Source organism: Legionella waltersii, from assembly GCF_001468085.1.
Taxonomy (GTDB): Bacteria; Pseudomonadota; Gammaproteobacteria; order Legionellales; family Legionellaceae; genus Legionella; species Legionella waltersii.
In genome coordinates this window covers 105,302-132,075 of record NZ_LNZB01000036.1, presented here as the reverse complement: position 1 = coordinate 132,075, position 26,774 = coordinate 105,302, and the positions used below count along the sequence as shown (strand labels likewise).

The window sequence follows — 26,774 nt, the reverse complement described above, 5'->3', positions numbered from 1 at the left end:
GTTAGGAGCAAAGGATGCAGCTGTCACCACAACAATGTGATTTTTTTTCTTCAAATGGTTATTTAGTGATTGAGGATTTTTTTTCCGAATCCGTGTGCGACACTTTGCGGGAGAGGGTTGCAGAGCTGATAGAAAACAATCAGGATTCAATCCCGCAAACCGTGTTCTCAACCCATACGAATGAACATGCAAAAGAGCGTTATTTTTTAGATTCAGGCGACAAGATCCATTATTTTTTTGAGCCAGAGGCTATCGATTCTGATGGGAAAATACATCGACCCGTTGAAGGGGCACTTAATAAGATAGGCCATGCCTTGCATGAACTAGATCCGGTTTTTAGAGAGCATTCCAGAGATGCGCGTATAAAAGCTCTTGGCCATCAACTGGGTTTGAACAAATTAGGGTTGTTGCAATCCATGTATATCTTTAAACAGCCCGGCATTGGCGCTGAGGTTGTGTGTCATCAAGACAGCACCTATATTTATGGTGAAAACAGCGATGCACTGGGTTTTTGGTTTGCATTAGAAGATGCCACGTTAGAAAATGGTTGTCTGGAAGTTATCCCCAGTCCTGTTTCTACTCCCTTAAAGAAAAGAATGCTCCGCAAAGAGGATACGATTTTTTTTGAGGAGTACGATGACGCATCTTGGTCGGAAGATCAATCAATCCCCTTGCCTGTTAGAAAAGGGACGCTCATTATTTTACACGGCAGACTTCCTCACAAAAGCAAAGCAAATAGTTCAGACAAGTCAAGGCATGCCTATGCGGTGCATATGGTTGATGTATCCCTTCCTTTTCCAGAAGGGAATTGGCTTCAATGGCCACAGGGGATTCCAATTTTATAAACGAGGATTTACCTGTGCATTTTCAAGCTCATTCAAATCAATCGTGATATTGGAGGATGGGCTTGGGTTTGTCTTTTTGACCGCTGATGCGGCTAAGGTCCGTAGGTAGGGCACTCTTGAGAGGGATGGCATAATTCACCTTTGTTATTAGTATCAATGATTGTCTGCTGTGACTCACTATCAAAACTAAAGAATTCCATTAAAGCATTAAATCCAGAAAATAGACTTGAATGAGTTGTTCGCTCATCCTGTCCCTTTTTCATCGCAGGAGAAGGAGAATTGGGCGCAAGATTATATTGTTTCATCATTTCATAAGAGGTAGTGGATGAATCAATATCGTCATTAACTTCGTCTTCAAGATGTGGAAGTGGTTTTTGTTGAAATTGATAGACATTGTACAAGACAAAACAAGCTTGCAGTATCATTAGGGCTACTCCTACAGCAGGATTCATCGTGAAACCAAAAGCAAGCAAGAGCCCTCCAGAGATTAGAACCGAAGTGAGATTATAGGCCAAGCTAATTTTTAAATTAGTTCGAATGTTGGAAACGGCTTGCTGAGAAACAGCAAATCCATTCGCAATAGGCAATAGATTTCCTTGCTGAATAATAACCCCAGCTTGTTTTTGCGTCATTTCATCGCTGTTATCTGAAAGGATAGCAATTCCTAATTCAGCGGCGGCTAGAGCATGAGCATCATTACCCGCATCTCCAATCATAGCTATGATGCGCCCTAATCGTTTAAGCGAATTAATGTATGCTGGTTTTGAGCGGGATTCAGGGGTTACATTTGAAGCAATAGCGTTTGCATAAACATGAGTAATCCCGAGGGCTTTGGCATATCGTTGGGCAGTTTGCTTATCAGCGCCAGTGCATAAGTGAATTTCTTTTCCCATGGTTTGTAGAGCCTTAATGGTTTTAAGGGCATCTTTTCTTAGCGGATCTGTGACAACGATATACCCAAGAATTGTCTTGCCTCTGGATAAATAAATTAAGCTATCACCTGCTTCCAACGGATATTGACTTTCTACTGCCTTTGTTGAGACACCTAATTCATGCATTAAGGTACCGTTACCGATCGCATATTGCATCGAGTTATTTAGTGCGGTAATCCCTGAATGATTTGAATGAGGATCAATCGAATCAAATTGTAACCTCTGATTGACATGCCCATGAGTAAATTCAAAGATGGCTTTGCCGATCGGGTGAACTGTCCCATTTTCAAGAGAAGCGCAAAGTTGATAAAATTCACTGTCGCTAAGTGACGGATCCAAAATGTTGTAGTTTTTAACAACAGGTACGCCGGTTGTTAATGTACCATTTAAGTCAAAAATGACGGTGTTAATTTGCTCTGCCAATTGCAGCATTTCTGCATTTTTAAACAAGGCACCATGTTCTAGTGACTTATGGATTCCTGTTTTCACTGCTAGTGGGGTGATGAGCCCCAGAGTACAGGGGCATGCGGAGACCAAAACGGATATCGCACAGGTGATTGCAGTGGCTGGTGAGAAAAATACACCGATAATTAGTCCAGACATGACTGCGAAAGCTAAAACTGCAGGAATAAAGTATTGGAGGATTTTACTCGTTTGTAGTTCTATGGGGGCTTTTCCAATAATTGATTGTTCAATATTGTTGTCCAGCTGAGCTAAATTGGATTCTTTAAACGATTTACGCACTAATATCCTTAATTCTGGACTGTCCTTGGCGAGCTTCATTCCAGCTAATACAGCATCACCGCGTTTGAAGTATTTGGGTAAAATGCTCCCGGTAATGATGGTGTTGTATAAGATGGCTTCGTTTTCGCAAACTCCATCCACAGCAATGATTTCTCCTGGTAAAACAGAGATTAAATCACCTGGTTTAATGAGGTTTAATGGGCTTTCTTGAAGAATATTATCGCGGAAGACTCGTACCTTTTGTGGTGCTCTGTCTTGAAATTTGATGGGATTTATTTTTTCTTTGAGAGAGTCTTCAATGGCTATACCTAAATGCCTAAAGCCATAAATGAGCAAACCAGCCTCAAACATCATCGGTAACCAAGGAAAAAATAATGATGCGGTAGATACGATCAACACTGTGAGTGTGCTAATTGAAAACAAGGTATCCATTGTTAGGGTCTTGGAGGCTGTAAGTTTTTTCCATGAGTCCAAATAAGATTGAGCCCCAAGCCCAAGGGTTAATAGGATACTGGAGATCGATAGAGTAAGTAGTGCTGCAAATGGCAAGGTTCCTGAAACCATGCTTAAAATCAGTAATCCCACTCCTGCAATACATCCAAGCCCCCCTAGAAACCAATGCGATGCGATGAATTGTTTTACTCTTAATCCCCATTGAGAAAATCCATTCGCTGTAGCATTGGTTGGAGAGTCGCTGGTTTGTTGTCCAAGAAAGGGGCGCTGGTTTTCGCTACTGGAAGGCATTGACTGTTTTTTACAGACATAACCTATGTCATTAATTATGACTTCAATCTCATTCTCCGTTTTTTCTCGATCTTCAGATTCATCAGTGAGTGTAATGTACGCTTTTTTAGGGTCAGGAGTGGTTATATCCACATCCAAGGATTTGAATGAAGTTAAGGAGTCCTTTAATACGTTATGGATGGTAATAATGCAATTTGGACAAGTCATTCCGCTGATATCAAACACATAGGGTTTTGGCATGATCACTCACCGCTGTTTACATGACTCGTCCTGAGAGTTACAAAGTTGCTCCAAAGCATATCATAGTAGTTGTTTTTTTTGCAGCTTCTTTTTAGGCTGTTTCCGGATAAACGAAAAAGCACTATATTATCCAGTAAGTTAGATCAAGTCAGTCCGCCCCCTCACCGTCGCGGCTCGGTTAGCACGAAACAAAACCGAGCCGCGACGGTGAGGGAGCGGACATTGATCTCCCCATACACGGGAAGTATAAAAGGAGTTATTACACATTGAATCATGCATCACAAAAAACGAAAACGATCTTAGCAATAGTAATACTGCTATTGAGTTTAAGTAACCTAGTATTTTCTATAAAAACAGTATGGGATTTCACCACAGACGATGCCTATATTAGCTGGCATTATGCAAGCCAGCTAGTGAATGGCCAAGGCTTGTTCTGGCATGCACAGATGCCTCTTGTAGAGGGTTACTCTAATTTTTTATGGGTCCTCTTGTCAGCATTAATCATTAAATTGGAACTACCCTTAGAAACGAGTATAAAAATGATTTCATGTTTTAGCCTCGTTTTGGCTCTTTTTTTCTTGTATCGCTTGAGCAGACTGTTTTTAAATCGGCTCTTAGCAACGCTACCCGTATTCATCTTTAGCTACTACGTGGGCGTGCCCTGGTGGACAGTCAGTGGTATGGAAACTATGTTTTACACCTGTCTCGTTATTTTATTCACTTGGCAGAGTTGTTTGGCATTTGGTTATAAGACGTGTGAGCAAAACACAAATTCAGAGGCTCTCGGAGTTCAGTCAACTTCTGCTTGGGTCATTTGCAATATGACCTTGCTATTATTAAGTTTAACTCGATTTGAAGGGTTGGTATGGGCGTGCCCTTTGATGTGCTTTATTTATTGTCAATGGCTGAAAAACCGTAAGTTGCGATGGGCTGTAAATCAAAAAAGAACCTATCAATGGTTAAGCCTGAGCTGCCTTTGCTTTCTAATCCCTTATGCCATCTATTTTGCTTGGCGAGTTTATTATTTTGGGCATTGGATTCCAAATAGTTTCAGCTGTAAATCAATCACTGAAGGACAGGCTTTTGTGGTCGATTTTGATTATTTACAGGTTATTTTTCCGTTATTGGTGGTCTCAATACCGTATTTGTTGTCCAATCGAAAAGATTGTAGGCATGTTTTGCTCTGGTTGCCTTCTCTGTTGTATGGCATCATGCTCATCGAAGCTCATCCTGTCATCGCTTATTTCTCGCGCTTGTTTTTAGGTTCTTTTGCTGTATTCTGTTTGCTTCCTGTTCTAGGGCTCGTCTATTTTTCTAGAGAGTATTTCAAAGAAAAAGAGATTGACTGGGTCATTGTATTGGCAATTTCTTTTCTTACTTGGTGGTTTGTTCCCGCAAGTGAGACCGAGTATTTATCACTCAAACTGGCTGATTATAAAGACAGAAATCAAAGCCGCATGGCCATTGTTAATCTAATCAATAAAGAAGCTAAATACGGTGACAGCGTCTATTTAAGTGATTGTGGAATCATTCCCTATTATGCAAGAAGCGATATTCGTTTTATTGATGCGCAATGTCTCAATAATCCCAATCTCACTCGTTCACCCTATAAAGAGAATTTGCCCTTATACGCAAAGCACCTCATTTCGCAGGAAAAACCGAATTGGCTTATCGTGAACTATTATCCAGAGGAAGGTCATGGGGATTATTTAACGGATTTGTTGTTTGAAAATGGGTTTTACAATCATTATGAATTACTACGCACTTTTCAGTCAGGCTATTTAATCCCGAATTCCATCGGTCCTAAAACGAAAGTGATTGATTTTGTCTATCAAGTGTATCAGCGTAAGGAGTAAGTGACGTTCATCCCCCCTGCTTTAGAATAGGGCAGGGGGATAACCAGCATTAGTTGCCTGTTGAACCGTTGGTGCTCGCATCTCCATAAGAAGGTGCACTAGGCTGACTGGACTTCATGTTTTGCAGCAATAAGATGCTGTTGGTCATCAAAATTCGCTCTTGAATTTGTCTATCCAGGTACATTTGATAGTTGATTTCGGCTAAAAGGATAGCAATTTCCTTTTGGACTCTCGGTGTTGTCGAAGTATTTATACAACTCACCCAATTGGTTGATGAAGTACAGGGATCATCGTTTTGTTGGCTTGAAGAACCTGAAGGAGAGGGGCTTCCACCCATCGTTGAGGAGGACCCTACTGGGGATGGGTTACTTCCTGATGGGTTATACAGTCTCCAAGTGGCGAGCGTAAATTCAACTTGTGCTTCGCTATTTTTACTTGGTGTGATGTTTGTATTCTTGGAATTTACGGTTTGTGGCATGCGTCTGGACATGATGTAGTATAAGTTACTCAGTCCTACAGAGGTTTGAGCGGCATACACTCGTAAGCTTGCAAAATAATTATTGAGAGTTGCTAGCGCTTGTTTGCTTTTTGTAACGCCAGCAGCTGAAGTATCTGTGGATATTGCGTCAAAATACAATCTCGAAAAATCAGAGCTATTTGGGAGAGTCACCGGGGTGACCTGCCCACTCGCGTAACGAATAAAATTAGCGGCCTCCTGGGCTTGGTTTTTTGCTGTCAGCCCTGAGGATTGCGTTGGAATGTCACCTTGAGTAGTGGAATACATCAATGGAGAAATCAATGTGTTTCCATTCAACTGAGGAATAATTGGCTCATTGAACGAATACGAGAAATAGTCCGGTTGATTATACTTGGTTGGGTCTCCAATGACGTTCTGAGTAACCAGGTTTTGGTATTTATAGGTGCAACTACTGTTCCATACTTCATTGTTATTGCTGTCTGTAGTTGTGCACTGAGAGTAATCTGGAGTACCTAGAATATTGAATATGGCTTGACTGACAGGATCATTCAAATAATTAGACTGTGCTGATTGTGTGTTTTTTATCAGTCCTGGCATATACGTGCCACCGCCCGATGCTGGTGGCGTTGAGGTTGGTTGATCAATCGCGTCTACAGCTCCAACATTGCCGTTGTCTGAAGTTCCCCCAGACTGGTAGCTTTTAAACGTATTATTGGCCAGATCATTGAGGTCATCATTTGCACTGCCATCAGGAACAAAACGAGATAAGTCACTGACTGTGAAGTTTACAGGAATTGAACCGAATAAGGCATCAAACGCATACCCAGTAGTCAGTTGGTTGGTGGTAAGTGTTGTGAGATTCGCTAGAGTTAAAACAGGATTATTAAGATTAAAGCCATAATATTGACCTAGATTAAGCAAGTATCTGGCTATATCAGCTGTGGTAGCTGCCCAAGGATTAGTTGTCCCCTCTGCTGCCGAAGTTGGTAAGGAGCTTAAACACAATACATTAGCGAGAATAAGTTTTGACACGAATTTCATCATTCTTCCCCTTCAAGTGCACGTAATACAAGTTTTAAACGGTATTGACAAAAAACCCGAGATAATAATCGCAATCTTTCGAAAACGATGTTTCTTTTCAAAAAGAATCCAGCGGGGTCATTTGTTCCTAGGCTGGTCTCCTCTGCGTGAATTAACACACGTGAAGCACTACCAGGGTGAACTGTGTCAATGGCCTGAAGTAATCGCAACCCCCTGCCGGATTTAATATTCCCTACAATACGAATAAATTTATCCTCTTGAGCCATAATCCCTAAATCTAGACTCTCAATATCATCAAGTTCTTTCCCTAGTTGTTGCATCGCTTCCTCAAACTCAGGATTGCCATCAAGAGTCCAATTTTCGACGCTTTCCATAAAAGTAATCACCCTATAGATCATAGGGTCAATGTATTCAAACCAATATTTTGCTGAGGCTTCATAGCTAAGATCAGGCATATTTACTCTTTTTTTACTGTGATAAGTTGATATATAAAACAACTACATACTACTATAGTATATTATGAAGGTTAAAAGTCCATGATTTAATTTAGGCGAAAAAGTAAAAAATATGAAAAAAAAGAAAGGATCGAGAATAGTTAGGATACTTGCGAGCATTTTTAATGTTCGTCGATGGTTTGATTGGGATAGAATGAAATTCTTTACCTCCTACTTGGTAAACGGGATAAAGAAATTTTTTGTTCCTCAGCCACAGGAGCAAACAGAGTCGTTTGAAGAGGCCGTAGGAAAATTAAAATTAAATGAAATGGACTTATTGGTAAAACAAAAAGCGTTGTATCGCTTGAGTGTTCTTATGTTGGTCATTGCAGTTATTGTTTTTGCATACATGGGCTACCAATTCATTTACGGAAGTTTTAAAGCCACCTTAGTCAGCTTTGTGATAGTGCTGATTGCCTTGGTTTTAGCGTTCCGTTATCACTTTTGGTATTTCCAAATCAAGCATCGAAAACTAGGATGCTCGATACAAGAATGGTATAGGCAAGGGTTATTGGGTGAAAAAGAATGAAAAAATTAGCATTTACACTCCTTTTTTGTTTGTTTCCGGCTCTTGTTTTCGCCGACAATAGCGGAAGTCTAAGCTTCGCCCCACCCACTACAGACAAGTCTGTTGTGTTTTTAGGAAACCTGTTTGGTATTGTCGATGGGGTTCTTAGTGGTACCGGCAGCCAAATCATGGGCTCTATGTTTGGGGTCTTTAACGCAGCTGTCTTAGGCTTAGGTGGTATCATCATTATGTATACCTTGATGGTTTCCACAATGAATACCGCTCATGAAGGACAGATGCTAGGCCAGAAGTGGTCATCCATTTGGATTCCGGTGCGTTCTACGATGGGATTGGCTTTATTAGTTCCAAAGGCATCTGGTTATTGCATGATGCAGATTTTTGTCATGTGGGTCATTATTCAGGGGGTTGGGGCTGCCGATAAAGTTTGGACGGCGGCGCTAAGTTATCTGAATAGGGGCGGTGTGATTGTTCAAGGCCAGATAGATATCAGTCAATTAACACAGCCGATAAATACAAGTTTAAATATTCCTGACATGAATAGTGGCCCTGCACCAATTCTTAAGGCGGCTTCAGTGATATTATCCGGTCAAGTTTGCATGTTGGGATTGCAGAATCAGCTAAACAGCATAAGGCAATCTTACTTAAATACAAAAGGAACTAAGGGGACCCCCTGCTATGCAGAAAATGGAACTGTTCCGGAACCAATGGCTGGCTTATGCAATAACGCTGTTCCTGATTTAATGAGTACATTCAATGCGGTTGACTTTCAATCCAACTCTACTGGGGATACATTTACATTGGAGATGCCGTATTTCAAGTCAACTGACACGGCCGCAACAGCGTATCACTTCCTACACGGGATTTGTGGTTCAGTGACTTGGAATAGCATTAGTAACTCTTCTTCATTCAGCAATATAACGACACTCAATTCTTCGGAACTGGATACCGCGAAACTCTCTAGAGCCATCGCTATTCAACAAATGTTCGTTAATTTATCGTCCGTTGCTCAGGTTATGGTCAATAATGACCCTCTTCTGAATAATCAAACATCAACCGTTGGTGCAGCAGGAACATCCTCTTCCACGGACAACAATTACTCGGCCAATGCGGTAGAACAATTTGGGGTTCCTTACAAACCAGGCGGGCAATTGTGCAGTAAGTATGGAGATGGTTGTACGTCGTGGGGACCCGCGCCTGTAACGGGTAATAGCTCTAATGCAAATTCAGTGATTTTTACTGGGACCGAGTTTTTACTGGCTTTCCAGGCCTATAATGGGGTTATGGCACCAACGCTAAAACTGATTTCTGATGCTGCTGATGCAACAAATTCCAGCAAAGCTCGAGAATTCATTGCTACTTCAGAGAGCGAAGGATGGATTACAGCAGGGGCTTATTTCTTTGATTTAGTGAAACTTAACGGTAATGCATTAACCAGTAGTCCAAAAATAGATTCTAACACAGGTCTAGGTGGAAGCGCATTTACTGCGACTGCATTAACCAGTGCTTTTCCTGGTCAGGGCAGTAATTCGCAATGTGATCCAGATGCACCCTATGCAAATCTGTGTACATGGTTTGGCAAAGACCAAACAAAGTTAACTAATGTTGTAAATCTTATTACGGGAGGTGGTAGTGCTTCACTGCCTTCTCCATCTTACCCACCTGGCGACTCCTTAACAGCGGATACCAATAAGCCTACTTCTTCGTCAGTCTATTCCTTTATTAATAATTCAACATTACTGAAAACCGTTGGTCAAAATGATATTAAACCGTTAACTTTTGCCAATAAGATTAACTTCTCCATAGATACGTCACTGTATTATTTGCAATACCAAAACTTCGATTGTGGTCGAGTAAAAATCGTGTTCTTCAGTTTCTGTCTTGGAAAAATGATGGGGGATGTGGTTTACAACTACATTTTAAGGTATGTCTATAATCTCTTTTTGGCAATATTTGGACAAATCATTAATGCAGTGGTTATGGCTTTCTTGATGGTCCCATTGCAAGGAATGGCCGGTATCTTTACCCAAGGAATAGGAGTACTCTCGCAGCCTGGGGTAAACCCAATCGTGGCATTAGCGAATATGGGAACTATGTACATTAACTTCTCCGCTAATCTATGGTTAAGCTTGCTCACAATGGCTATTGCTAGTGCAATTCTCTTCCCATTCGGTATCTTTATCTTTGCTCTGATGGCTTTTGCATTCCCGCTACTGCTTGCTTGGGTGGGTACTATGGTCAGTATAGGTTTTGTGACGGCTTATTACGTTCCTACCTTGCCGTACATGATCTTTACCTTCGGTGCCTTAGCTTGGATGATCGCCGTCATTGAAGCGATGGTGGCTGCCCCCATTGTTGCACTGGGTGTCACTCATCCTGAAGGACATGATGCCTTTGGTAAGGGTGAAGCGGCAATTATGATATTAATTAATGTGTTCTTACGCCCATCGTTGATGATCATTGGCTATATATCAGGTATCGCTTTATCTTACGTGGGTGTTTGGCTGCTTAATGCTGGTTTTGATCACGCAATTAGCTTTATGCAAAGCGCTACAGGTGGCGAAACCGGAGGCTGGGGTGATTGGCAGACGGATACATCGCAATGGGACAACTTTAGTGTCACTGGTACAAGTAACTACCAATCTAATTATTCGGATTCAACAAGCATTAATTACAGTGACTGGGCGGGTATTTATGCCTTTTTCTTCTCGATAATCATTTACACGAGTATGTATTTGGTTATGGTACAGAAAGCCTTTACCTTAATTGCTATTTTACCGGATAGGGTTTTACGTTGGATAGGTGGTACTGAAGAGCGTTTAGGTCAAGAAACCACTCAATGGGGTGAAGAAGCAAAAGGTAAAGTCCAAGAAGGTGCTAAGGCCACAAAAGACTCCGAAGGTCAGGTTGCCAAGGCTATTGGTGGACGTGCCGTTGAGATGGCTAAGAAGATGGCTGGCGCTGATAAGACTGGTTCCGGTGAAGTTGAAGCTACTTCTTCTAAATCGTCAGGCAAGACTGATGATCAACTTGGAAGTACAGCTAAAGCAACTCCTCCTGGTGCTGAAGCAACTCCTCCTGGTGGAGCCCCCAAATAGCTTATTTGTACAGTTTACAATCTACTACGCTGCGATCAAAAATACCTCTCATGAACTCGTCCATAGAGACGGGTTCATGACCAATTTTTAGTGCCTCTCGCACATAATTCGCCGCGGTAAGGACATGCTTCAGGTTGTATTTATCCACTTGATTGGCTTGTAAATAAGCGATAAAAAACTCGGTTTTTAAATTCCCAGTCCCTTTTCCCATTCCAGCTAAGGACGCGTCAATAAAGCGTGCGCCAGCTTCGATAGCTGCTATTGCATTCGCTTGCGCTAATCCCAAATTATCATGGGCATGAAACCCAAAAGGAATGTCGTATTGATGGGTATATCTGGAATACAAATCAGTTATTTTATTAGGGAATATACTGCCGTTTGAGTCAGCGAAGTAAATCATGTCGGGTTTATGACGACTAACCATCATCACTGATTTATCCAGCTCTTCTATCGTGTAATTCGTGATGTGTATTAAGTTAATTGCAGTTTCAAAACCCATGGATTTTGCTTTTTCCAATAAGTCTATACCCCCTTCAACATTATTTTTAGCCACACAAATTCGAAGTAGTTGTGTGTTATAGTCCTTAAGCTCAGCAAGATCATCGGCATTGACCTTACCAGGAATGACCATCACTGCCATTTTTGCTTGTTTAACCAACGATTGGCAAAGTTCAAGATATTCTTTAGGACAAACTCCTGCAACTCCAACATTATCGATAGGTTGCAAGGATCCACCACGATAACCAATTTCAATGTAATCCACCCCAGAAGCATCAAGGGGTGGAAGTATTTGTTTGAGGTCCTCGTCTTTAAAATGAAAGTTCGTACGATGTCCGCCATCACGCAAAGAGGCATCGAGTAGTTTAATCAGGGTCATGAAGTACCTCAAAGAATCATTCCATTATTACTATAAGTATAATGCTTCTACCCTGACTTGCAAAAAACGTCCAATCTCTCTTGGGGCTTGAATTCACCATGCTTGATCCTTGTTAGGGATTCAATTTAAGATACCAGCTCGGACACGGCATACTCCAAGCACGCTGATGGTGAATAATGACGTCCAGGTTACATCACTGAAATAGGTTGAACTTCATTTAAAGGAAAACAAATGCAACCACTAGTCTATCTTACTAATCCCTTTTTAAAGTCACTCCCATCCATGCTTAGTACAGATTGGCATGTGATTGAAGGTTGGGAGAATACAGAAAACAGAGATTTAGTTGAAGTGCTTGCTCTTGGTACAACGGTATGGGACCTCATCGATGAGGAGTTTATGAGCCAATTTCCTAAGTTAAAATACATCTGTCATTTAGGACTTGGTACCGACAATATTGATAAGCTCTATTTAGAAAAGAAAGGAATTACTCTAATGTCTCAGCCCCATGCTGGAGTTCATGACACGGCGGAGTTGGGTTTGGCTTTGATGTTATCCTTGGCTCGAAAAATCGTTTTAAATGACCGATTCACTCGCAATAATGCTTGGGCAGAAAAAAGACCAAAAATGTTGGGAAATCACTTGTTTGCTAAGCGATTAGGATTAGTTGGTTTGGGGCAAATTGGTTCCATGATGGCTAAATTTGCAGAACCACTTGGAATGCGTATAGCTTACACAGCTCTCTCGAATAAAAATAACGCCTATGAGTATTACCCTTCGATTGACAGGCTTGCCTTAGACAGTGACTTTTTAATGGTTTGTTGTTCAGGGGGGCCGGAAACGAAACATTTAATCAATAAACAGGTATTAGAGTGTTTAGGGCCTAATGGATTTCTCATTAACGTGGCGCGGGGGAGTGTTGTTGATCAACAAGCCTTAATCCATGCTCTGAAAAATCATGAGATTGCTGGTGCAGGTTTGGATGTCTATCAAAATGAGCCGGAGGTTCCTGAAACATTACGGTCACTTGATAATGTAGTTCTATCCCCACACATGGGGAGTTCTACGCATGAAAATTTACAGGCAATGTTTCGGTTGCAGGCGGATCAGTTGAATCAGATTTTGGTTGGTAGCTAAGATAAAGACTCGTACGCAGCTTTAATCGCTAGCAACCGAGCCGCGACCGTGAGGGCTGAGGTATCGACTCATTTTATAGTCCCTCGGCTAATCTCTTCTCTGATGGTCAGTAAGCTTAGGTCCGGCGCTTCGCCCAATAGCGCTGCCTTAAGCAGCGTTATTCGTGAAAGCGGATAGTTCCATATCCGCTTGCTGACGCGCGCGGCTCGGTTCACTCCCTGCTGTGACTAGGATTTGATTCAGACAGCAAAGAAGAAACCGAGCCGCGCGCGTCAGCAAGCGGAGCGATTCGGGGCGTATAGAAGAACCTAATGAAACCGCTTGAGGCAGCACCATTAGGCGAAGAACCCGATTTTGGGTATAAATACCCCATTTAAAAAATGAGTCGCTCCCTCAGCCGTGAGGGAGCGGATAAGGAGTGTTCATCACTTTTTTAATTCTCCCTTCAATCCCAACTTTAAACGGCTGAGGTAATTGCTTAATGTAAGCAATCACCGTTTCATGATCGATATCTCCAACTTTAACCATCTTGGCTCGTTTCATAACGGAAAAAACTCCGTTGCCGCTTGCTAAGAAATCATTCGTGGCAATGGTATAGACTTTGTTTTTATCGATAGGCTTATTCTGAGAATGGATTGAAATAATTTTATGTCCCAGGGGTTTAGTGGGGTCGTAGTCGTAATTAATGCCTGAGATTTGAAGCATATTGATGTAAGAACCCATCCATTGTTGCTCAAACAGGTCATACAAGTCCTGACCAGTTAGTGTTACTGTTACGGTATGATTATTAAAAGGGAGTGTGGAGAAAATCTGCCCCCATTTAATCTCTCCTGCTTGAATGTCGTCACGCATCCCGCTTGGGTTAGTAAGACCAATTTCTGCACCCATCATGTGTTTAAAGGCATCGGTCACTAAATTCCCAAGGTTTGACTCTCCATCCTCATTTTGCTTTTTCAGTAAGTCGATTTGAGTTGTTCCAATGTAACTGTTTACAACGGGCTCTACTTTATCTTCAGCCAAGCGGACTAAGTTTAACACTTTTTCGTCATGATTCGTCCCTGGCCATTGTTTAGCGTACGTTGTAATAATTCGGGCGTATTTTTCAACGACTGATTTGGTTTTTAGATTAACTTGCAGGGTGACTTCAGCAAAGGCAGCGCTGTAACTATTCGCTTGAGTGACTAAGATTTCTTTACCGTTTTTATTCGGTAAGTAGGCATTTAGAAATTGATGCGTATGACCTCCCATAATCACATCTACCCCATCATCAATTTCCCAAACTATCTTTTGGATATCTCCATTCACAGGACTGCCTTTTTTTGTTTCTCCCTCATACGGTATTTGATTCCCTCCCTCATGCAATAAAACAACGATAATCTGTACCCCTTGGGCTTTGATTTCCGGAATGTAGTGATTAATGGATTTAGCTTCATCCAAAAAGGAAACTCCTTCTGCGTTCGCTGGAAACATGGAGTCAGCCGCTTTCTTTAATACAGCACCGATAAAAGCGACAGGGATAGAATTGACTGATTTAATGACGTAAGGCGGGAATAGAGGTTTATGGGTATTGGCATCTACGATATTGGCCGAAATATAGGGATAAGCTGCTCCGGGATAGAATGGAAGTGGCACCCATTCATCTTTAGGAGGTTTATGACTACCATACATGAGTTCAAACATGGCCTTTTGTCCTCTATCGAACTCATGATTGCCTACTGTTGCAACGACATTGCAAAGCGGATCTAAGCGGGACTCTGGTTTACAGTGTTGATTTCCTAAGCTGTTGATAAACAAGATACTTGGTTCATCATTTAGCAGAGCAGAGGTAGGGGGAGAGGCGCCTACCACATCACCCATTAACGTAATTACCGTGCTCTCATTCATTCCATATTGTGCTTCATGTAAATAAGCAGCTAGAACAGCTGCACCTCCAACAGGCTCATTGTTGACAAATTTTCCTGCACTGATTTGGCCATGAAAATCATTAATCCCAAGCAATTTGATTTGAACGATTGCTTTTTCGCCGTTTTGAGAAGTGATACTGGCAAAAGAAATGGGGGAAGGTATTAGAAATGGTGTTGTACTAAAAAAAATAAAAAAAAGAAAAAACCTTTTGATTGCAAAAAACATCATCGCATCCTTGATGTGGTTAGATTGAGTTACTTCTGATAGTCTTTACTTCCAGCGATAATTAATTTGTAAACTCGTTCGCTAATCATTCCTTGCTCAAATTTGGCTTTCGCATCCCACGTCATCAACTGGCCCTTTTGTCTGACCAATTTACGAGTTGCAGCAGTGACGTCATTCGGATCACTTTCCAGCAAGATATCCCTAACTTCTTCGTCGAATACTAGATATTCTCTTAATGCTACCCGTTTATCATCCACAGTAGGAACTAATTTTTGCCAAATACACAACCTAATCGTTTCCAGGATATCAATAGTCCTACCCAGGCGCTCTTCGCCTGAGAAAGAAGTAACAAGTCTGCGCATGGTTTCTGCAACACCAGAGGTATGCAGTGTCGTGTAGACAGGGTGTCCTGTAAGTGCGGCTTCTAAAGCAGCACTGATGGTTTCAGCATCTCGACACTCTCCCACCATGATTAATCGGGGCTTTCTACGCAGAGCATTTCTTACACCATCAGCAAAACTTGGTAGATGTCTTGGAATTTCAGATTGACTGACAACGGCAGAAATGGTTTCAATTTCATCGTACACAAATTCGATTGGAGATTCATAGGTCAATACTTTACGGTGCGAGTCTTCGTTTTCTATGAGTTCACGAATAATCGAAGCCAATAATGTCGATTTTCCTGATCCTGTAGCTCCAGTGATAAAGACAATTCCTTCTTGGGGTGCAATGGCCTCTAAAACGTTGTCAGGCAAGTGCATTGAGCTAAGCCTTGGCGGTGTCGTAGGAATAGTTCTTAGGGTGACTTGAATGCCATCATGACCTTCGACTAGACACGCGGTAGCATTGACCCTATAGCGGTATCTAACACCGCGATTGGGGCGGAATTCATAATGCGTATCAATGTCTTTTCCGGATAATAATTGGGTAGTGGCATTAGGCCCATAGACAGCGTTTATGAGATCACCCAGCTCTGTATTGGATAAGCGTCTGTTTGTGATTTTCAACAGCTTTCCATACACTTCAGCAAAAATGGGCTCACCTGTTTGAATCGTGATGTCTGAAGCATTCAGGCTTTCAGCATGCTCCAGCATTCTATCCATGAACAGTGGAGTAAATCGCGTGGGCTCATCAGGCATCAAATGATTAGTCGTCATAAATCACTGTCAACTTACTGGGGCAATTATAGGCTGCCAGGCTTTATTTGTAATAGTAATTTTAGTTTGGTTCGCCAATTTTTCCATGGTTTCGAAGCGTTCCAAAGCATTTTCATCTTTAGCAATAGCTGCTCTCCACTCATTGCTGTTCATATTAAGTTCTGGTAGGGCTGTTATTCGCAATACTCGATCATCAATTCGAATTTCATTGCCATCGCCTGTAACCCCAAGATCAGTATGCGATACATAGGGTGCTGTAACCATGTTCATTGCTAATAATTTTCTATAAAGAATCATGCCGCCAAAATCCTCTTTAACACGGGCAATATTTTCTTCAAGAATGATGTTTGCCTGATCGATACCATTTCTCCAGCCTTTTTCAATAAAAATACACCACAGCTCCTTTTCAGCTTTAGTTTTAGGCAATAGGGTTACATCAGGGGCTTCTGGCTTGTTATAGTCCATCCACAAATATTGCCTCCAAGTAGGCGGAGTAGTGACGAAGTGGGCTTGTTTAGCCACTTTATACGTGCGATCAGAAATACGTATACTTTGAGCATCTGCCAGATTTAGTGTGTTTCTACCCTCGAGGAGTACCGGAGGTAGTATATTATGCTCCAACACCAATGAGTTGAAATCGTATACCTTATCAAGGTTTCTCGTTTGTTTGGTGAGCTGCTCGTCTATAATTTTGGCTCGCCATGCCAATCCAGCTTGTGCACCTAAGCTTAGAGCAGTTTCTTTAAGAGCCATTTCTCGAATTTTGCCCATTTTCTGCTTTTTCTTGGCTTTCATGTACTTAGAGTCCGCCATAGCTTGGAGACCCGCTAGTGTACTCGTGTCGCCATAATTTTTGCGAGAAGAGGTACAATCTACCAGTAAAACCGATAGTGTGATAATGGCACTAAGAATAAATTTTTGCATAGCGTAATTCTACAACTTGACTGTTAGGGTATACATGAATATCGGCCTTTTTACCGGCTTGATAATCAATGTCTCTTAATATTTCCGCTAAGCTTTCATCTTTTGTGCTCAAGCTTATTAATACAGGGATTGACGGCGCTTTTCCAAGTACTCTTATTTTATAGTGTGCGGCTTTGGCTACTCGCGCGGTTAGTTCTTCGATAGGGCCAGACCAATCCACACTTGCTCTTGCTTGGAGATTGAAGGCATTGGGTATTGTTAAGGTGTTGTCTTTGCTTGGTGGTGTAATCACCTTCTCAACTTTTGCCATCTCAAGCATAGAATCACTCACTGAAACGGCTGCTTCTGCTAGTTTAATTGTCGCATCATCACTGGCATTGTTAACCGGTGGCTTTTTAAACGTCGTAACGCAACTGGATAGGAGCAGTGAACATAAAAATATTAAGACAATCTTATTATTATTCATTGAATGTTCTTAACTATTTAGAAATATTAATCTGATTGAAACAGGAGGGAGGTTGAATGTCAAGATACTTGCTTAGACTTTCTCAAATAATCCAAAAATAACTTGCCCTGCCTGTTTGAGTTTTAGTTGTTTCCAATGTTCAGGGTTTATGTCAAATGGGGATGACGACTCAGCAAATACGAGACCACCTGACGCTAAAATTTGACTTTGAACAATGAGGTCTAAACAAGAGGGTAGGTAATTGAGTGAATAGGGTGGATCTAAAAAAATGATATCGAAGGTTTCTGAACCCTTCTTTAGATACTCAATGGCATTAGTTTGTATTAAGTTAAGGCTAGGATGATTAAATTGTTGCAGTGATTTCTTTAAATTGGCGAAAGCAAGTGGTGATTGTTCAATAAAGGTTACCTTGGCAGCTCCTCTTGAAAAAGCTTCTATTCCTAGAGCTCCGCTGCCAGCAAAAGCATCAAGGCAGCGAGCATTTTTTATATCGTTCATTAACCAGTTAAATAGAGTTTCTTTAACTCTGTCTGGTGTTGGTCTTAATCCTTCGAGTTCAGGGAAGTGAATTTTTTTCCCTCGATATAGACCACCAATGATGCGAACGGTTTGTTTCAAGATTGCCCCACTTTCACCAGTAATAATTTTTCAGGGTTTACCTGTTGCTGGAAGGCTTGCTTGATTTGATCATTGGTAACGGCATTAATGTTCGCAATATAATTGTCCAGATAGTCATCAGGTAGATGATAGAATGCCATACGAAGCAGTAAACTTCCGATGTTGCGATTGCTGCCTAAAGACAAAGGAAAGCTTCCTGTTAAGTATTGTTTTGCTGAGTTTAGCTCTTGTTGATCTGGTCCATTCGCTATAAAGCGTATTAACGTATCATGAGTGACATTGAGTGCCGTTTCGGCTTCCTCATTACGGGTAGACAAACTAATGATAAACGGCCCTTCACCAAACATGGGAACAAACTGACTGTCTATTCCATAAGTTAGTCCTCTTTTTTCTCTAACCTCAGTGGATAATCGAGAAACTAAATTGCCTCCGCCCAGTATGTAGTTTCCTACCATGAGAGGGAAATAGTTTGGATTTTGATGATCGATTCCAATTTGCCCTATACGGACTGTAGTTTGAGAAGACGGGAAAGGCACTTCGAGTTGAGCAGAGTTACTCATTGGAGGCGCTTTAGGAATGGCAGCTGCAGGCTTGCCTTTAGATAGACCCTTTGTTAATTGGTCCGATAACTGATGGGCCTGTGAGCTATCAATCGCACCAACAATGACCAATACCCCATTTTTTGCAACAAAGTACTTTTTGTAAAATTGAACAACTTGATTTCTATTGATGGAGGTAAGACTTTTTTGGGTACCTGTTACTGGATGCGCATAGGGATGATCTTGATACAATGTTTTAAAAAAATTGAGAATGGCGACATCGTCTGGAGATTCATCTCGCTGTTCCACTCCCATAAGCATTTGCTTTTTTTCTGTAACAAATGACCCCATGGGGAAATCAGGTTGATTAATAATTTGAGCGAAAGTACTCATAGAGCGTGTTAATGCGTCTTTACTGGTAAGAGTCCTTAAGTTCAGAACCACCATGTCTCGGTTGGTTTCGGCGCTGAATTGAGAGCCAACATCTGCCAATGACTCGGCTATGGCATTTGCATCTTTCCCCGCATTTCCTTGGTTTATAAGGTTTGTTGTTAAGGCGCTGAGTCCGTATTGATTCTGATCATAGGCTGAGCCGGCAGCAAATGCCAAACTGATATCTAGCATGGGCACTTCCATGGCTTGATAAAACACCACGGGCATTCCATTTTTGGTCGTCCACTTTTCTGTTTTAAATGTGTTGGCCAAAATAGTTTGTGAAAAAAACAAAGCCACACAGGCTATCGTTAGTTTTAACTTATTCATTGATGAACCTCTTCTTGCGAGATTGGTTTTAATTCTGCAACAGTACTATTCTGTTCTTGAAAATAGTGTTGTGCCGTTTGTTGAATTTGTTCTGGGGTAACAGCATTAATGGCGTTTGTATAATCGTCTGATTTTTTCCAGCCTAATCCTGTTGTTTCTAACAAGCCCATTTCCATCGCCTGCCCAAAAATGGAGTCTTTCTCAAACGTTTTTTGGGCTATAATTTGGTTTTTAATGCGTTGAAGTTCCTTGTTACTCACCTTTTTGGCTTTTAATGCATTTAATTCTGCCATTAATGCTTTCTCAAGGTCATGCATTGAATGTTTTTGGGAAGGAGTGCCATACACTATGAATTGTGTTTGATATCTCGCATACAGATTGTAGTAAGTCTCGGCACCAGCTGCGACATTGTTTTTTCGAATTAAATTCTTTGTAAAGCGAGCACTTTCACCAGCATCCAATAGCCCTGCAATGAGTTCTAGGGCATAAGGTTCCCAAGCTTTTTTAGCCGTCTTTACACTAGGTACAGTATAACCTAGCATCAACATGGGTAATTTTGCTGGAGCTTGAATAGTCACTGTTTTCTTTCCTAATCCTTTAGGTTCCTTTTGAGGTTTTCTTTCTTGGATGGTTTGTTTGGCAATCGATCCAAAATACTGCTCTGCTAACTGATGGATTTTTTCAGGGTTAACATCACCAACAACAACCAAGGTAGCATTGTTGGGGGCGTAATATTTTTTGTACCATTTTTTTAGATCACTCACTTGCATTTGTTGTAAGTCAGTCATCCATCCAATCACGGGGTGTTGGTAGGGTGTCGATAAATGTGCGGCAGCTAAATACCGTTCGAAGGTCAATGCTTGAGGGTTGTTATCAGTTCTCATGCGTCGTTCTTCTTGAATGACTTTGATTTCCTTCGAGAATTCTTCGCTGTCTAGGAGTAAATTGTTCATGCGATCAGCTTCTAATTCAAAACTAGTTGCTATGTGTGCTGCATCGATTTTTTCAAAATAAGCCGTGTAGTCGTTGTTGGTGAATGCATTTTCTTGACCACCAAGCCCCGCAATTGTTTTTGAAAATACACCAAGAGGATACTTAGGAGTACCTTTAAACATCATGTGCTCAATGGCATGCGACACACCAGTTAGTCCTGTCGGTTCATCAGCGGATCCAACATTGTACCAAATCATTGATACAGCTATTGGAGCTCGGTGATCTTCCTTTACAAGGACCTTTAAGCCATTGCTCAAAGTGTATTCTTGAACTTGGCTGAATGCTTTTAGACTCAAAAGCATCATCATAGTCATGATTAATTTACGCACCATATAGTAACCTCTAGCTAAAAAATATCCTGTTCAGTCGCAAAGTCCCGATTTTAACACAATAAATGGCTCTTTGTTTGGTCATTGAGGTCAATTAAGGTCCTTTTTGAAATCTATTTTTGCCTCGACCTTGGGGTTTTGCACAAGTCCTGTTAAAATTTTATATTTCCCGTATATTGTACACGAAAATGATCAAATGGTTTAAACGAAATCAAAATTCCGATGAAAATTCCGTAGATGCATCGAAAAATGCCAGCCCAGATCTAGCAAATGATCACTCATCATTCAGTGTTGAAGACATCCCGAGTACTGAGATTAAAACCAAAGAAGGCCTTTTTGCTCGATTTAAAAAGGGATTAAGTAAAACCCGCCATCAGTTGGGTGAGGGAATTGGGCGTTTGCTTTTAGGTAAAAAGGAGATAAACCCAGCTTTGCTTGATGAGCTTGAAACAATGCTGATCAGCGCTGATGTTGGGTTAGACACTAGCCAGGCTCTGTTAAAACAACTCAACGAAGAGCTGGAAAGAAAGCAATTGGCGGATGGCGAGGCGCTCTATAACGCCTTGAGGACTAATTTATTTGAGGTTTTAAAAAACGCGGAAAAGCCGTTAGCCATTGAAACGGAAGACGGTTCTCCCTTTGTCATTTTAATGGTTGGGGTCAATGGTGCTGGAAAAACCACTACCATTGGAAAACTGGCTAAACAGTTTCAACAGCAAGGAAAAAAAGTGATGTTGGCTGCTGGAGATACTTTCCGGGCGGCTGCGGTGGAACAATTGCAAGTTTGGGGTGAGCGCAACCAGATCCCAGTAGTGGCTCAGCATACTGGCGCGGATAGTGCTTCGGTGATTTTTGATGCGTTACAAGCAGCAAAAGCACGGAAAATCGATGTATTGATAGCCGACACTGCTGGGCGATTGCATACCCAAAACAATTTAATGGAAGAGTTGAAAAAGGTTAAACGAGTTATTCAAAAACTTGATCCCAAGGCACCTCATGAAACAATGCTTGTGCTTGATGCCAGTATTGGTCAGAATGCTTTGTCTCAAGCAAGACAGTTTAATGAAGCAGTACAATTGTCAGGAATCACCATGACGAAGCTTGATGGAACAGCCAAAGGCGGGATATTATTTGCAATAGCAAATGAACTAAAAATACCGTTTCGTTATTTAGGTGTGGGTGAGGGCATAGAGGATTTAAGGCCCTTTGAAGCAGCGCAATTTGTTAGTGCAATATTCGATGATGATCATATTTGACCAAGTTAGTAAGCGTTATCCCGGAGGCTTTGAAGCATTAAGCCAAGTTAATTTTTCCATGCAAAAGGGAGAAATGGCATTTTTGACTGGCCATTCTGGAGCTGGGAAAAGTACTTTGCTGAAGTTAATTGCCTTGTTGGAATGGCCTACCTCGGGACAGCTTAGTGTAAATGGCTTAAAGCTGAATCATTTAAAAAAGAAAGACGTGGCTGCTCACAGAAGTCGTTTAGGGATTACGTTCCAATCCCCAAGTTTGTTGAATGATAGAACTGTATTCGATAATGTGGCTTTGCCCTTACAGATTCAAGGTGTTCCTTATCCCATGATTGCAAAGCGAGTACATGCTGCATTAGATATGGTTGGTTTGTTAACAAAGGAAAAAGTATTGCCTGCACACTTGTCCGCTGGAGAGCAACAACGTGTAGGCATTGCTCGTGCTGTGGTGCACAAGCCTTCATTGTTGTTAGCAGATGAGCCTACTGGTAACCTAGATCCTAAGCTTTCGACGGAAATTATGAAAATTTTTGAACAGTTTAATCAAGTTGGAGTGAGTATTTTGATCGCCACGCATGACCTGGCTTTGATTGCTGGAATGAGACACCGCATTATGATGCTCAAAGGAGGAAGGCTGTGTTAAAGCGTTCACAATCTCTCCTTGCTTATCATTTGCAGGCAGCAAGCAATAGCTTTAATTTACTGTGCAGAAAACCGTTAGCGACTACCATGACTGTTATGGTCATTGCTATTGCTTTGGCTTTACCCACTTTATTTTGGGTGTTTACTGACAATTTAAGTGACATCACGCCTGGTTGGAAGCGAGTAGGCCACATTTCGTTGTTTTTAAAAACGGCTTTACCGGAGTCAGAGCAAAAAACCTTATTGGAAAAAGTGACGCATACTGAAGGAGTTGCGGAAGCAAAATTACGATCGGCCGCTGATGGATTAAAGGAGCTCACTCAACAAGAAGGGATGCAGGATATTATGCGGTACTTGCCTGAAAATCCATTGCCTGCAGTGATTGAAGTTGTTCCTGATACAAGTGTGGATTCTCCAGCAAAAGTTGATTTGTTATCGCGAAAATTACAGACTTTTCAACAAGTAGAAACGATCAAATTGGATGTGGAGTGGATAAATCGCTTACATGCTATTTTGGGGGTTTCAGGAAAATTAGCCAATGCGGTGATGCTTTTATTGGCGTTGGCTGTCGTATTTATCATAGGAAACACCCTGCGCTTATCCATTCATAGCAGACAAGAGGAAATTCAAATTTTAAAACTGATCGGCGCTACAGACCCTTTTATTTTAAGACCGTTTTTGTACTCAGGGGTTTGGTATGGGCTGTCGGGAGCCGTTTTGGCTGTTTTCTTTGTTAATATTTTTATCTTAAGTCTAGGGGTCGCTGTAAATCAGCTGGCTGTTGTGTATCAAATGCACTATCCGTTAACATGTTTGTCATTACGACAAATCTTGATTCTTGTTGTTTTTGCTACTATACTTGGGTGGCTTGGGGCCTTATTGTCCGTCAAACGACAGCTGACTTTAATAGAACCCTACAATTAATGTATAATAGATCCTGGCGATAGAACTAGGATCGACTTGCAAACTCACGTGTGAATACTTGGAGGAAGAAGTATGAATCAGCAATTGCAGCTTATTGCAATGAGTCTACCGGTTGGTAGTCTTGATTCTTATATTCATCGAGTAAATCAAATTCCAATGTTGACCTTGGAAGAGGAAATTGCTTGCGCTGAACGTTTTCATGCGGAAGGAGATATTGAGGCAGCGCGCCGTTTAGTTCTAGCTCATTTGCGTTATGTGGTGAGAGTGGCTCGTGGCTACATGGGATATGGCTTGCCTTTAAACGATTTAATTCAAGAAGGTAATGTGGGATTGATGAAGGCAGTTAAGCGCTTCGATCCTAAAATGGGCGTAAGGCTTGTATCTTTTGCAGTACACTGGATTAAGGCAGAAATACACGAATTCGTATTGCGCAACTGGCGTATTGTTAAAGTGGCAACAACAAAAGCACAACGTAAATTATTTTTTAATTTACGCCAAATGAAAAACCGTTTAGGTTGGTCCAGTAGTGAGGAAGTGGAGAAGATTGCTGAAGACTTAGGAGTGAGTCCCGAAGAGGTGTTGGTTATGGAAGCTCGTTTAAATGCCCATGACACGCCTTATGATGCCCCTGATGTTGATGACTATGATGAGGTGCACAAGGCACCAGAGCGCTATTTATTTAATCCGAATGATGATCCTGCCGTAATGCTGGAAAAAGAAGATTCTGGTGATCAGGGACGCGAAAAACTCATGTTGGCTTTCGAGCAACTCGACGAACGCAGTCAGGATATTTTACAGCATCGCTGGTTGGCCGAGAACAAGCTAACTTTACATGAGCTTGCTGAAAAATACGGTGTTTCTGCTGAGCGAATAAGGCAGCTTGAAAAAAATGCGATGAAGAAACTTCGTCAATACATAGAAGCGTGATCGGTTAATTTTCTAAAAAATCATAGACCTTATTTTCTACTCGCTCATCCATGAGCACAGTCACGTGGTCAGCATCGGGCAAAAGAAATAGATTTGAGTTTTGGTAATGGTTGCAAAAATTAATGGATTCTTTTGGAGGTATGGTGCAATCCAATTCGCCATGAACGCATAAAAATTGAGTATCAGGTGATTGTTCCGTAAAGTGTCGCAAGCGAATTAAGTTAGTATCTAGTGGTGCTTGTTGTTTTATCAATTGCCTAAGTTGCAAATAACCATGTCCGCTTAACTTAAACTTTCTAGCAATTTTACTCACAGGAGTTCGCATTTGAGTTGGGGATGCGATTAGCACAGCTTTATGAGGCTTGCTATTTAATTGCCACTCAGGGAGCTGGCCAGCTAAATTCAAAGTGTTTAATATCATCGATCCACCAAATGAATGGCCAATTAGGCCATGAAATGGTCCATGTTGATTAATGATGTCTTTAATGATGGTAATGGCATCAGCCCACGGTAATTGAACACCTCTTGCCTCACCATGAGCAGGAAAATCGAGAGCATAGACGTCGTAGCCCTGGTGATGAAGATGGCGAATTAGACGAACCATGTAGGCAGCGCGAGACATCCACCCATGAGTGATGAGCACTTTTTTTGTATTTTCTTGCTGAGAAGGAATAAAACGGTGAAGCACATAGTGTCGGGGAGACTCTTGGTGAATAACCTCGTCACGTCTACTCTCAATATAATCACAGGCCATTTTGGCAAACTCTCTGTATTTTTTATCGATAGGAAAATGGATCGGAGTGATAAACATTTGATAACAGAATTGAGCATGCAACAAATCCCTAAAGTAGATCAGTGAATTGTTTATCATGGCAAGAGTCCTTATGGATTTTACTTTAAGTTTAGACTATTTTTTGACGGTGTGATTTATTTATCCTCTTGTTAATACTGGAGTATTTGGTTGTGGATCTGGAGCGTTATTTCTTATTTTGTGATAGCCTTGCTCCATAGCGAGTAGTCCACAAGCAATGGCGAGTAAAATACCATTAGTGATCTGTAAAGCAGAATAAGCAGAGTCATCATTATTGATGGTTAACAAGACAGAACTGATAGCAAGTAGAGCTAGTCCCAGAGTCATTTCAATGGGAGACTCAAGCAAACCTAATGGCCCAGCGATAGAGCGATCTCCTCGGAGAATATTGACTCCACTACCAAAGCCTTTAATTAAGCCGCCCAAAAAGAGAATCCACCCAAAGTTTTCACTTCCCATTATTGGGTTATCGGTACTGGTCGCCACAGACAGGGAAAGCAAACCAGCTGAAGTTTGGGCAAAATTGGTAAGCTCGTTGACGAGATGGGATTGTCTGGCATAGGTTGCACGACGGGCTATAGTTCGTTGGGGTTCTTCATCAGTAGTCTCTGCAGGTGCAAGGGATTTTTGAATCATTAAAGAACGAATGCGATGGTATCCTTGTTCAACGGTTAAAAGACCAGACATCATTCCTGCCAATATCCCATTGGTAATTTGCAGTTTTATGTACGCGGAATCACTGGGGTCCATGGTTAACATGGTGGCGCTTACCGCAGCCATTGCCGCACCTAAAGTCATTTCGATAGGAGATTCAACTAAACCCATGGGGCTAGCGATGGATCTATCTCCTTTGAAAATATTAACAAGGCCACCAAAGCCCTTCACTAGACCTCCAAGAAAGAAAACCCAACCATAATTTAAACTCCCAATCGTTTTGTTAACGGATTGAGTGGTGGTTGACAGTGAGAAAAGACCACCATAAGTTTGAGCTAATGTGGTGTATTCATTGGTCATGGATGCGTCATTGGCAAATACTGCTCTGAGTTTTTTTTCTTCTTGTTTTTTCTGCAACCGTAAGTCATTTTTCGTTTTTGTTGATGATTTGCGTTTTCTGGCTTTTACAGGAGGTTTATCACTGTTTACGGGTGGGGTATCAACTTCTTCTGAAGGCTCGTCTCGGACGATGATGTCTTTATTAACCGGTTCGGCAATTACGGCCATCTCGATGTCTTGCTCTTTAGGTTGATCTTGCTTAGAAAACCGATTTTTTAGCCAATTCCACATGTCCATGAA

General features: G+C 41.5%; 22 protein-coding genes. 9 read left to right on the top strand and 13 right to left on the bottom strand.

Annotated features, from left to right (window positions below):
* The first annotated feature begins 14 nt into the window (after positions 1–14).
* On the top strand, positions 15–845 hold the full coding sequence (locus Lwal_RS06770) for a phytanoyl-CoA dioxygenase family protein (protein ID WP_058480068.1): 831 nt from the start codon (positions 15–17) through the stop codon (positions 843–845).
* Positions 846–937: 92 nt separating this feature from the next.
* Here the strand turns inward: Lwal_RS06770 and Lwal_RS06765 are convergent, their stop codons facing one another.
* The gene (locus tag Lwal_RS06765; RefSeq protein ID WP_058480067.1) at positions 938–3,505 is read right to left on the bottom strand and encodes a heavy metal translocating P-type ATPase; all 2,568 of its coding nucleotides are present in this window, start codon (positions 3,503–3,505) and stop codon (positions 938–940) included.
* A 266-nt stretch (positions 3,506–3,771) separates the two neighbouring features.
* Between Lwal_RS06765 and Lwal_RS06760 the strand changes: the two genes are divergently transcribed.
* The gene (locus Lwal_RS06760; protein ID WP_058480066.1) at positions 3,772–5,361 is read left to right on the top strand and encodes a hypothetical protein; all 1,590 of its coding nucleotides are present in this window, start codon (positions 3,772–3,774) and stop codon (positions 5,359–5,361) included.
* 49 nt (positions 5,362–5,410) lie between these two features.
* Here the strand turns inward: Lwal_RS06760 and icmX are convergent, their stop codons facing one another.
* Both icmX and icmW read right to left on the bottom strand, forming a co-directional pair.
* On the bottom strand, positions 5,411–6,883 hold the full coding sequence (gene icmX / locus Lwal_RS06755) for a type IVB secretion system protein IcmX (protein WP_231950980.1): 1,473 nt from the start codon (positions 6,881–6,883) through the stop codon (positions 5,411–5,413).
* Positions 6,880–7,335, bottom strand: coding sequence for a type IVB secretion system protein IcmW (gene icmW / locus Lwal_RS06750; RefSeq protein ID WP_058480064.1), 456 nt, complete (start codon positions 7,333–7,335; stop codon positions 6,880–6,882). The genes icmX and icmW overlap by 4 nt, the downstream gene beginning before the upstream one ends.
* A 112-nt stretch (positions 7,336–7,447) precedes the next feature.
* On the opposite strand from icmW, the gene icmV reads away from it, so the two are divergent.
* Together icmV and dotA are read left to right on the top strand one after the other, a co-directional pair.
* Positions 7,448–7,903 carry a type IVB secretion system protein IcmV gene (gene icmV / locus Lwal_RS06745; RefSeq protein ID WP_058480063.1) on the top strand — a complete coding sequence of 152 codons (456 nt, stop codon included), beginning with the start codon at positions 7,448–7,450 and terminating at the stop codon, positions 7,901–7,903.
* The gene (gene dotA, locus Lwal_RS06740; protein ID WP_058480062.1) at positions 7,900–10,998 is read left to right on the top strand and encodes a type IVB secretion system protein DotA; all 3,099 of its coding nucleotides are present in this window, start codon (positions 7,900–7,902) and stop codon (positions 10,996–10,998) included. Before icmV ends, dotA begins: the two co-directional genes overlap by 4 nt.
* A 1-nt stretch (position 10,999) precedes the next feature.
* On the opposite strand, the gene Lwal_RS06735 is transcribed toward dotA, so the two are convergent.
* Positions 11,000–11,875, bottom strand: coding sequence for an aldolase catalytic domain-containing protein (locus Lwal_RS06735; protein ID WP_058480061.1), 876 nt, complete (start codon positions 11,873–11,875; stop codon positions 11,000–11,002).
* Positions 11,876–12,106: 231 nt separating this feature from the next.
* On the opposite strand from Lwal_RS06735, the gene Lwal_RS06730 reads away from it, so the two are divergent.
* The gene (locus Lwal_RS06730; RefSeq protein ID WP_058480060.1) at positions 12,107–13,009 is read left to right on the top strand and encodes an NAD(P)-dependent oxidoreductase; all 903 of its coding nucleotides are present in this window, start codon (positions 12,107–12,109) and stop codon (positions 13,007–13,009) included.
* Positions 13,010–13,402: 393 nt separating this feature from the next.
* Here the strand turns inward: Lwal_RS06730 and Lwal_RS06725 are convergent, their stop codons facing one another.
* The 7 genes from Lwal_RS06725 to Lwal_RS06695 all read right to left on the bottom strand — a co-directional run bounded on the left by Lwal_RS06725 (position 13,403) and on the right by Lwal_RS06695 (position 20,930).
* Entirely contained in the window at positions 13,403–15,139 is a 1,737-nt protein-coding gene (locus tag Lwal_RS06725; protein WP_058480059.1) for a bifunctional metallophosphatase/5'-nucleotidase, read from the bottom strand.
* A 29-nt stretch (positions 15,140–15,168) separates the two neighbouring features.
* Complete coding sequence (gene dotB / locus Lwal_RS06720) at positions 15,169–16,278, bottom strand: Dot/Icm type IV secretion system ATPase DotB (protein WP_193787218.1); 1,110 nt, start codon at positions 16,276–16,278, stop codon at positions 15,169–15,171.
* 27 nt (positions 16,279–16,305) lie between these two features.
* Entirely contained in the window at positions 16,306–17,220 is a 915-nt protein-coding gene (locus Lwal_RS06715; protein WP_058480057.1) for a type IV secretion system DotC family protein, read from the bottom strand.
* The gene (gene dotD, locus Lwal_RS06710; protein WP_058480056.1) at positions 17,201–17,686 is read right to left on the bottom strand and encodes a type IVB secretion system lipoprotein DotD; all 486 of its coding nucleotides are present in this window, start codon (positions 17,684–17,686) and stop codon (positions 17,201–17,203) included. The genes Lwal_RS06715 and dotD overlap by 20 nt, the downstream gene beginning before the upstream one ends.
* 72 nt (positions 17,687–17,758) lie before the next feature.
* Entirely contained in the window at positions 17,759–18,304 is a 546-nt protein-coding gene (gene rsmD / locus Lwal_RS06705) for a 16S rRNA (guanine(966)-N(2))-methyltransferase RsmD (protein ID WP_058480055.1), read from the bottom strand.
* A complete protein-coding gene (locus Lwal_RS06700) occupies positions 18,301–19,605 on the bottom strand; it encodes a M16 family metallopeptidase (protein ID WP_058480054.1) in 1,305 nt (434 codons plus the stop codon). Before Lwal_RS06700 ends, rsmD begins: the two co-directional genes overlap by 4 nt.
* Positions 19,602–20,930, bottom strand: coding sequence for a M16 family metallopeptidase (locus Lwal_RS06695; RefSeq protein WP_408607295.1), 1,329 nt, complete (start codon positions 20,928–20,930; stop codon positions 19,602–19,604). Before Lwal_RS06695 ends, Lwal_RS06700 begins: the two co-directional genes overlap by 4 nt.
* Positions 20,931–21,115: 185 nt before the next feature.
* Between Lwal_RS06695 and ftsY the strand changes: the two genes are divergently transcribed.
* The 4 genes from ftsY to rpoH all read left to right on the top strand — a co-directional run bounded on the left by ftsY (position 21,116) and on the right by rpoH (position 24,670).
* Positions 21,116–22,183: a signal recognition particle-docking protein FtsY gene (gene ftsY, locus Lwal_RS06690; protein ID WP_058480053.1), complete on the top strand. Its 1,068-nt coding sequence runs from the start codon at positions 21,116–21,118 to the stop codon at positions 22,181–22,183.
* The gene (ftsE, locus tag Lwal_RS06685) at positions 22,170–22,820 is read left to right on the top strand and encodes a cell division ATP-binding protein FtsE (RefSeq protein WP_058480212.1); all 651 of its coding nucleotides are present in this window, start codon (positions 22,170–22,172) and stop codon (positions 22,818–22,820) included. Before ftsY ends, ftsE begins: the two co-directional genes overlap by 14 nt.
* Positions 22,814–23,743, top strand: a complete 930-nt coding sequence (gene ftsX, locus Lwal_RS06680) for a permease-like cell division protein FtsX (RefSeq protein WP_058480052.1) — start codon at positions 22,814–22,816, stop codon at positions 23,741–23,743. Before ftsE ends, ftsX begins: the two co-directional genes overlap by 7 nt.
* Positions 23,744–23,815: 72 nt before the next feature.
* Complete coding sequence (gene rpoH, locus Lwal_RS06675) at positions 23,816–24,670, top strand: RNA polymerase sigma factor RpoH (protein ID WP_058480051.1); 855 nt, start codon at positions 23,816–23,818, stop codon at positions 24,668–24,670.
* A gap of 4 nt (positions 24,671–24,674) precedes the next feature.
* Here rpoH and Lwal_RS06670 read toward each other — a convergent pair whose 3' ends face one another.
* Together Lwal_RS06670 and Lwal_RS06665 are read right to left on the bottom strand one after the other, a co-directional pair.
* Positions 24,675–25,541 (bottom strand): alpha/beta hydrolase, encoded by an 867-nt coding sequence (locus tag Lwal_RS06670; protein ID WP_058480050.1) that lies wholly within the window; start codon positions 25,539–25,541, stop codon positions 24,675–24,677.
* A 60-nt stretch (positions 25,542–25,601) separates the two neighbouring features.
* Complete coding sequence (locus tag Lwal_RS06665) at positions 25,602–26,771, bottom strand: hypothetical protein (protein WP_133141230.1); 1,170 nt, start codon at positions 26,769–26,771, stop codon at positions 25,602–25,604.
* Positions 26,772–26,774 lie beyond the last annotated feature (3 nt).

Coding starts and splice junctions, on each gene's coding strand:
- Lwal_RS06735 (WP_058480061.1), bottom strand. CDS start 11,875: ATGACCCTGATTAAACTACTCGATGCCTCTTTGCGTGATGGCGGACAT.
- Lwal_RS06770 (WP_058480068.1), top strand. CDS start 15: ATGCAGCTGTCACCACAACAATGTGATTTTTTTTCTTCAAATGGTTAT.
- dotD (WP_058480056.1), bottom strand. CDS start 17,686: ATGAATAATAATAAGATTGTCTTAATATTTTTATGTTCACTGCTCCTA.
- rpoH (WP_058480051.1), top strand. CDS start 23,816: ATGAATCAGCAATTGCAGCTTATTGCAATGAGTCTACCGGTTGGTAGT.
- Lwal_RS06665 (WP_133141230.1), bottom strand. CDS start 26,771: ATGGACATGTGGAATTGGCTAAAAAATCGGTTTTCTAAGCAAGATCAA.
- icmX (WP_231950980.1), bottom strand. CDS start 6,883: ATGATGAAATTCGTGTCAAAACTTATTCTCGCTAATGTATTGTGTTTA.
- Lwal_RS06730 (WP_058480060.1), top strand. CDS start 12,107: ATGCAACCACTAGTCTATCTTACTAATCCCTTTTTAAAGTCACTCCCA.
- icmV (WP_058480063.1), top strand. CDS start 7,448: ATGAAAAAAAAGAAAGGATCGAGAATAGTTAGGATACTTGCGAGCATT.
- ftsE (WP_058480212.1), top strand. CDS start 22,170: ATGATCATATTTGACCAAGTTAGTAAGCGTTATCCCGGAGGCTTTGAA.
- Lwal_RS06670 (WP_058480050.1), bottom strand. CDS start 25,541: ATGATAAACAATTCACTGATCTACTTTAGGGATTTGTTGCATGCTCAA.
- Lwal_RS06715 (WP_058480057.1), bottom strand. CDS start 17,220: ATGCAAAAATTTATTCTTAGTGCCATTATCACACTATCGGTTTTACTG.
- Lwal_RS06765 (WP_058480067.1), bottom strand. CDS start 3,505: ATGCCAAAACCCTATGTGTTTGATATCAGCGGAATGACTTGTCCAAAT.
- dotB (WP_193787218.1), bottom strand. CDS start 16,278: ATGCCTGATGAGCCCACGCGATTTACTCCACTGTTCATGGATAGAATG.
- Lwal_RS06725 (WP_058480059.1), bottom strand. CDS start 15,139: ATGTTTTTTGCAATCAAAAGGTTTTTTCTTTTTTTTATTTTTTTTAGT.
- ftsY (WP_058480053.1), top strand. CDS start 21,116: ATGATCAAATGGTTTAAACGAAATCAAAATTCCGATGAAAATTCCGTA.
- Lwal_RS06700 (WP_058480054.1), bottom strand. CDS start 19,605: ATGAATAAGTTAAAACTAACGATAGCCTGTGTGGCTTTGTTTTTTTCA.
- dotA (WP_058480062.1), top strand. CDS start 7,900: ATGAAAAAATTAGCATTTACACTCCTTTTTTGTTTGTTTCCGGCTCTT.
- icmW (WP_058480064.1), bottom strand. CDS start 7,335: ATGCCTGATCTTAGCTATGAAGCCTCAGCAAAATATTGGTTTGAATAC.
- Lwal_RS06695 (WP_408607295.1), bottom strand. CDS start 20,930: ATGGTGCGTAAATTAATCATGACTATGATGATGCTTTTGAGTCTAAAA.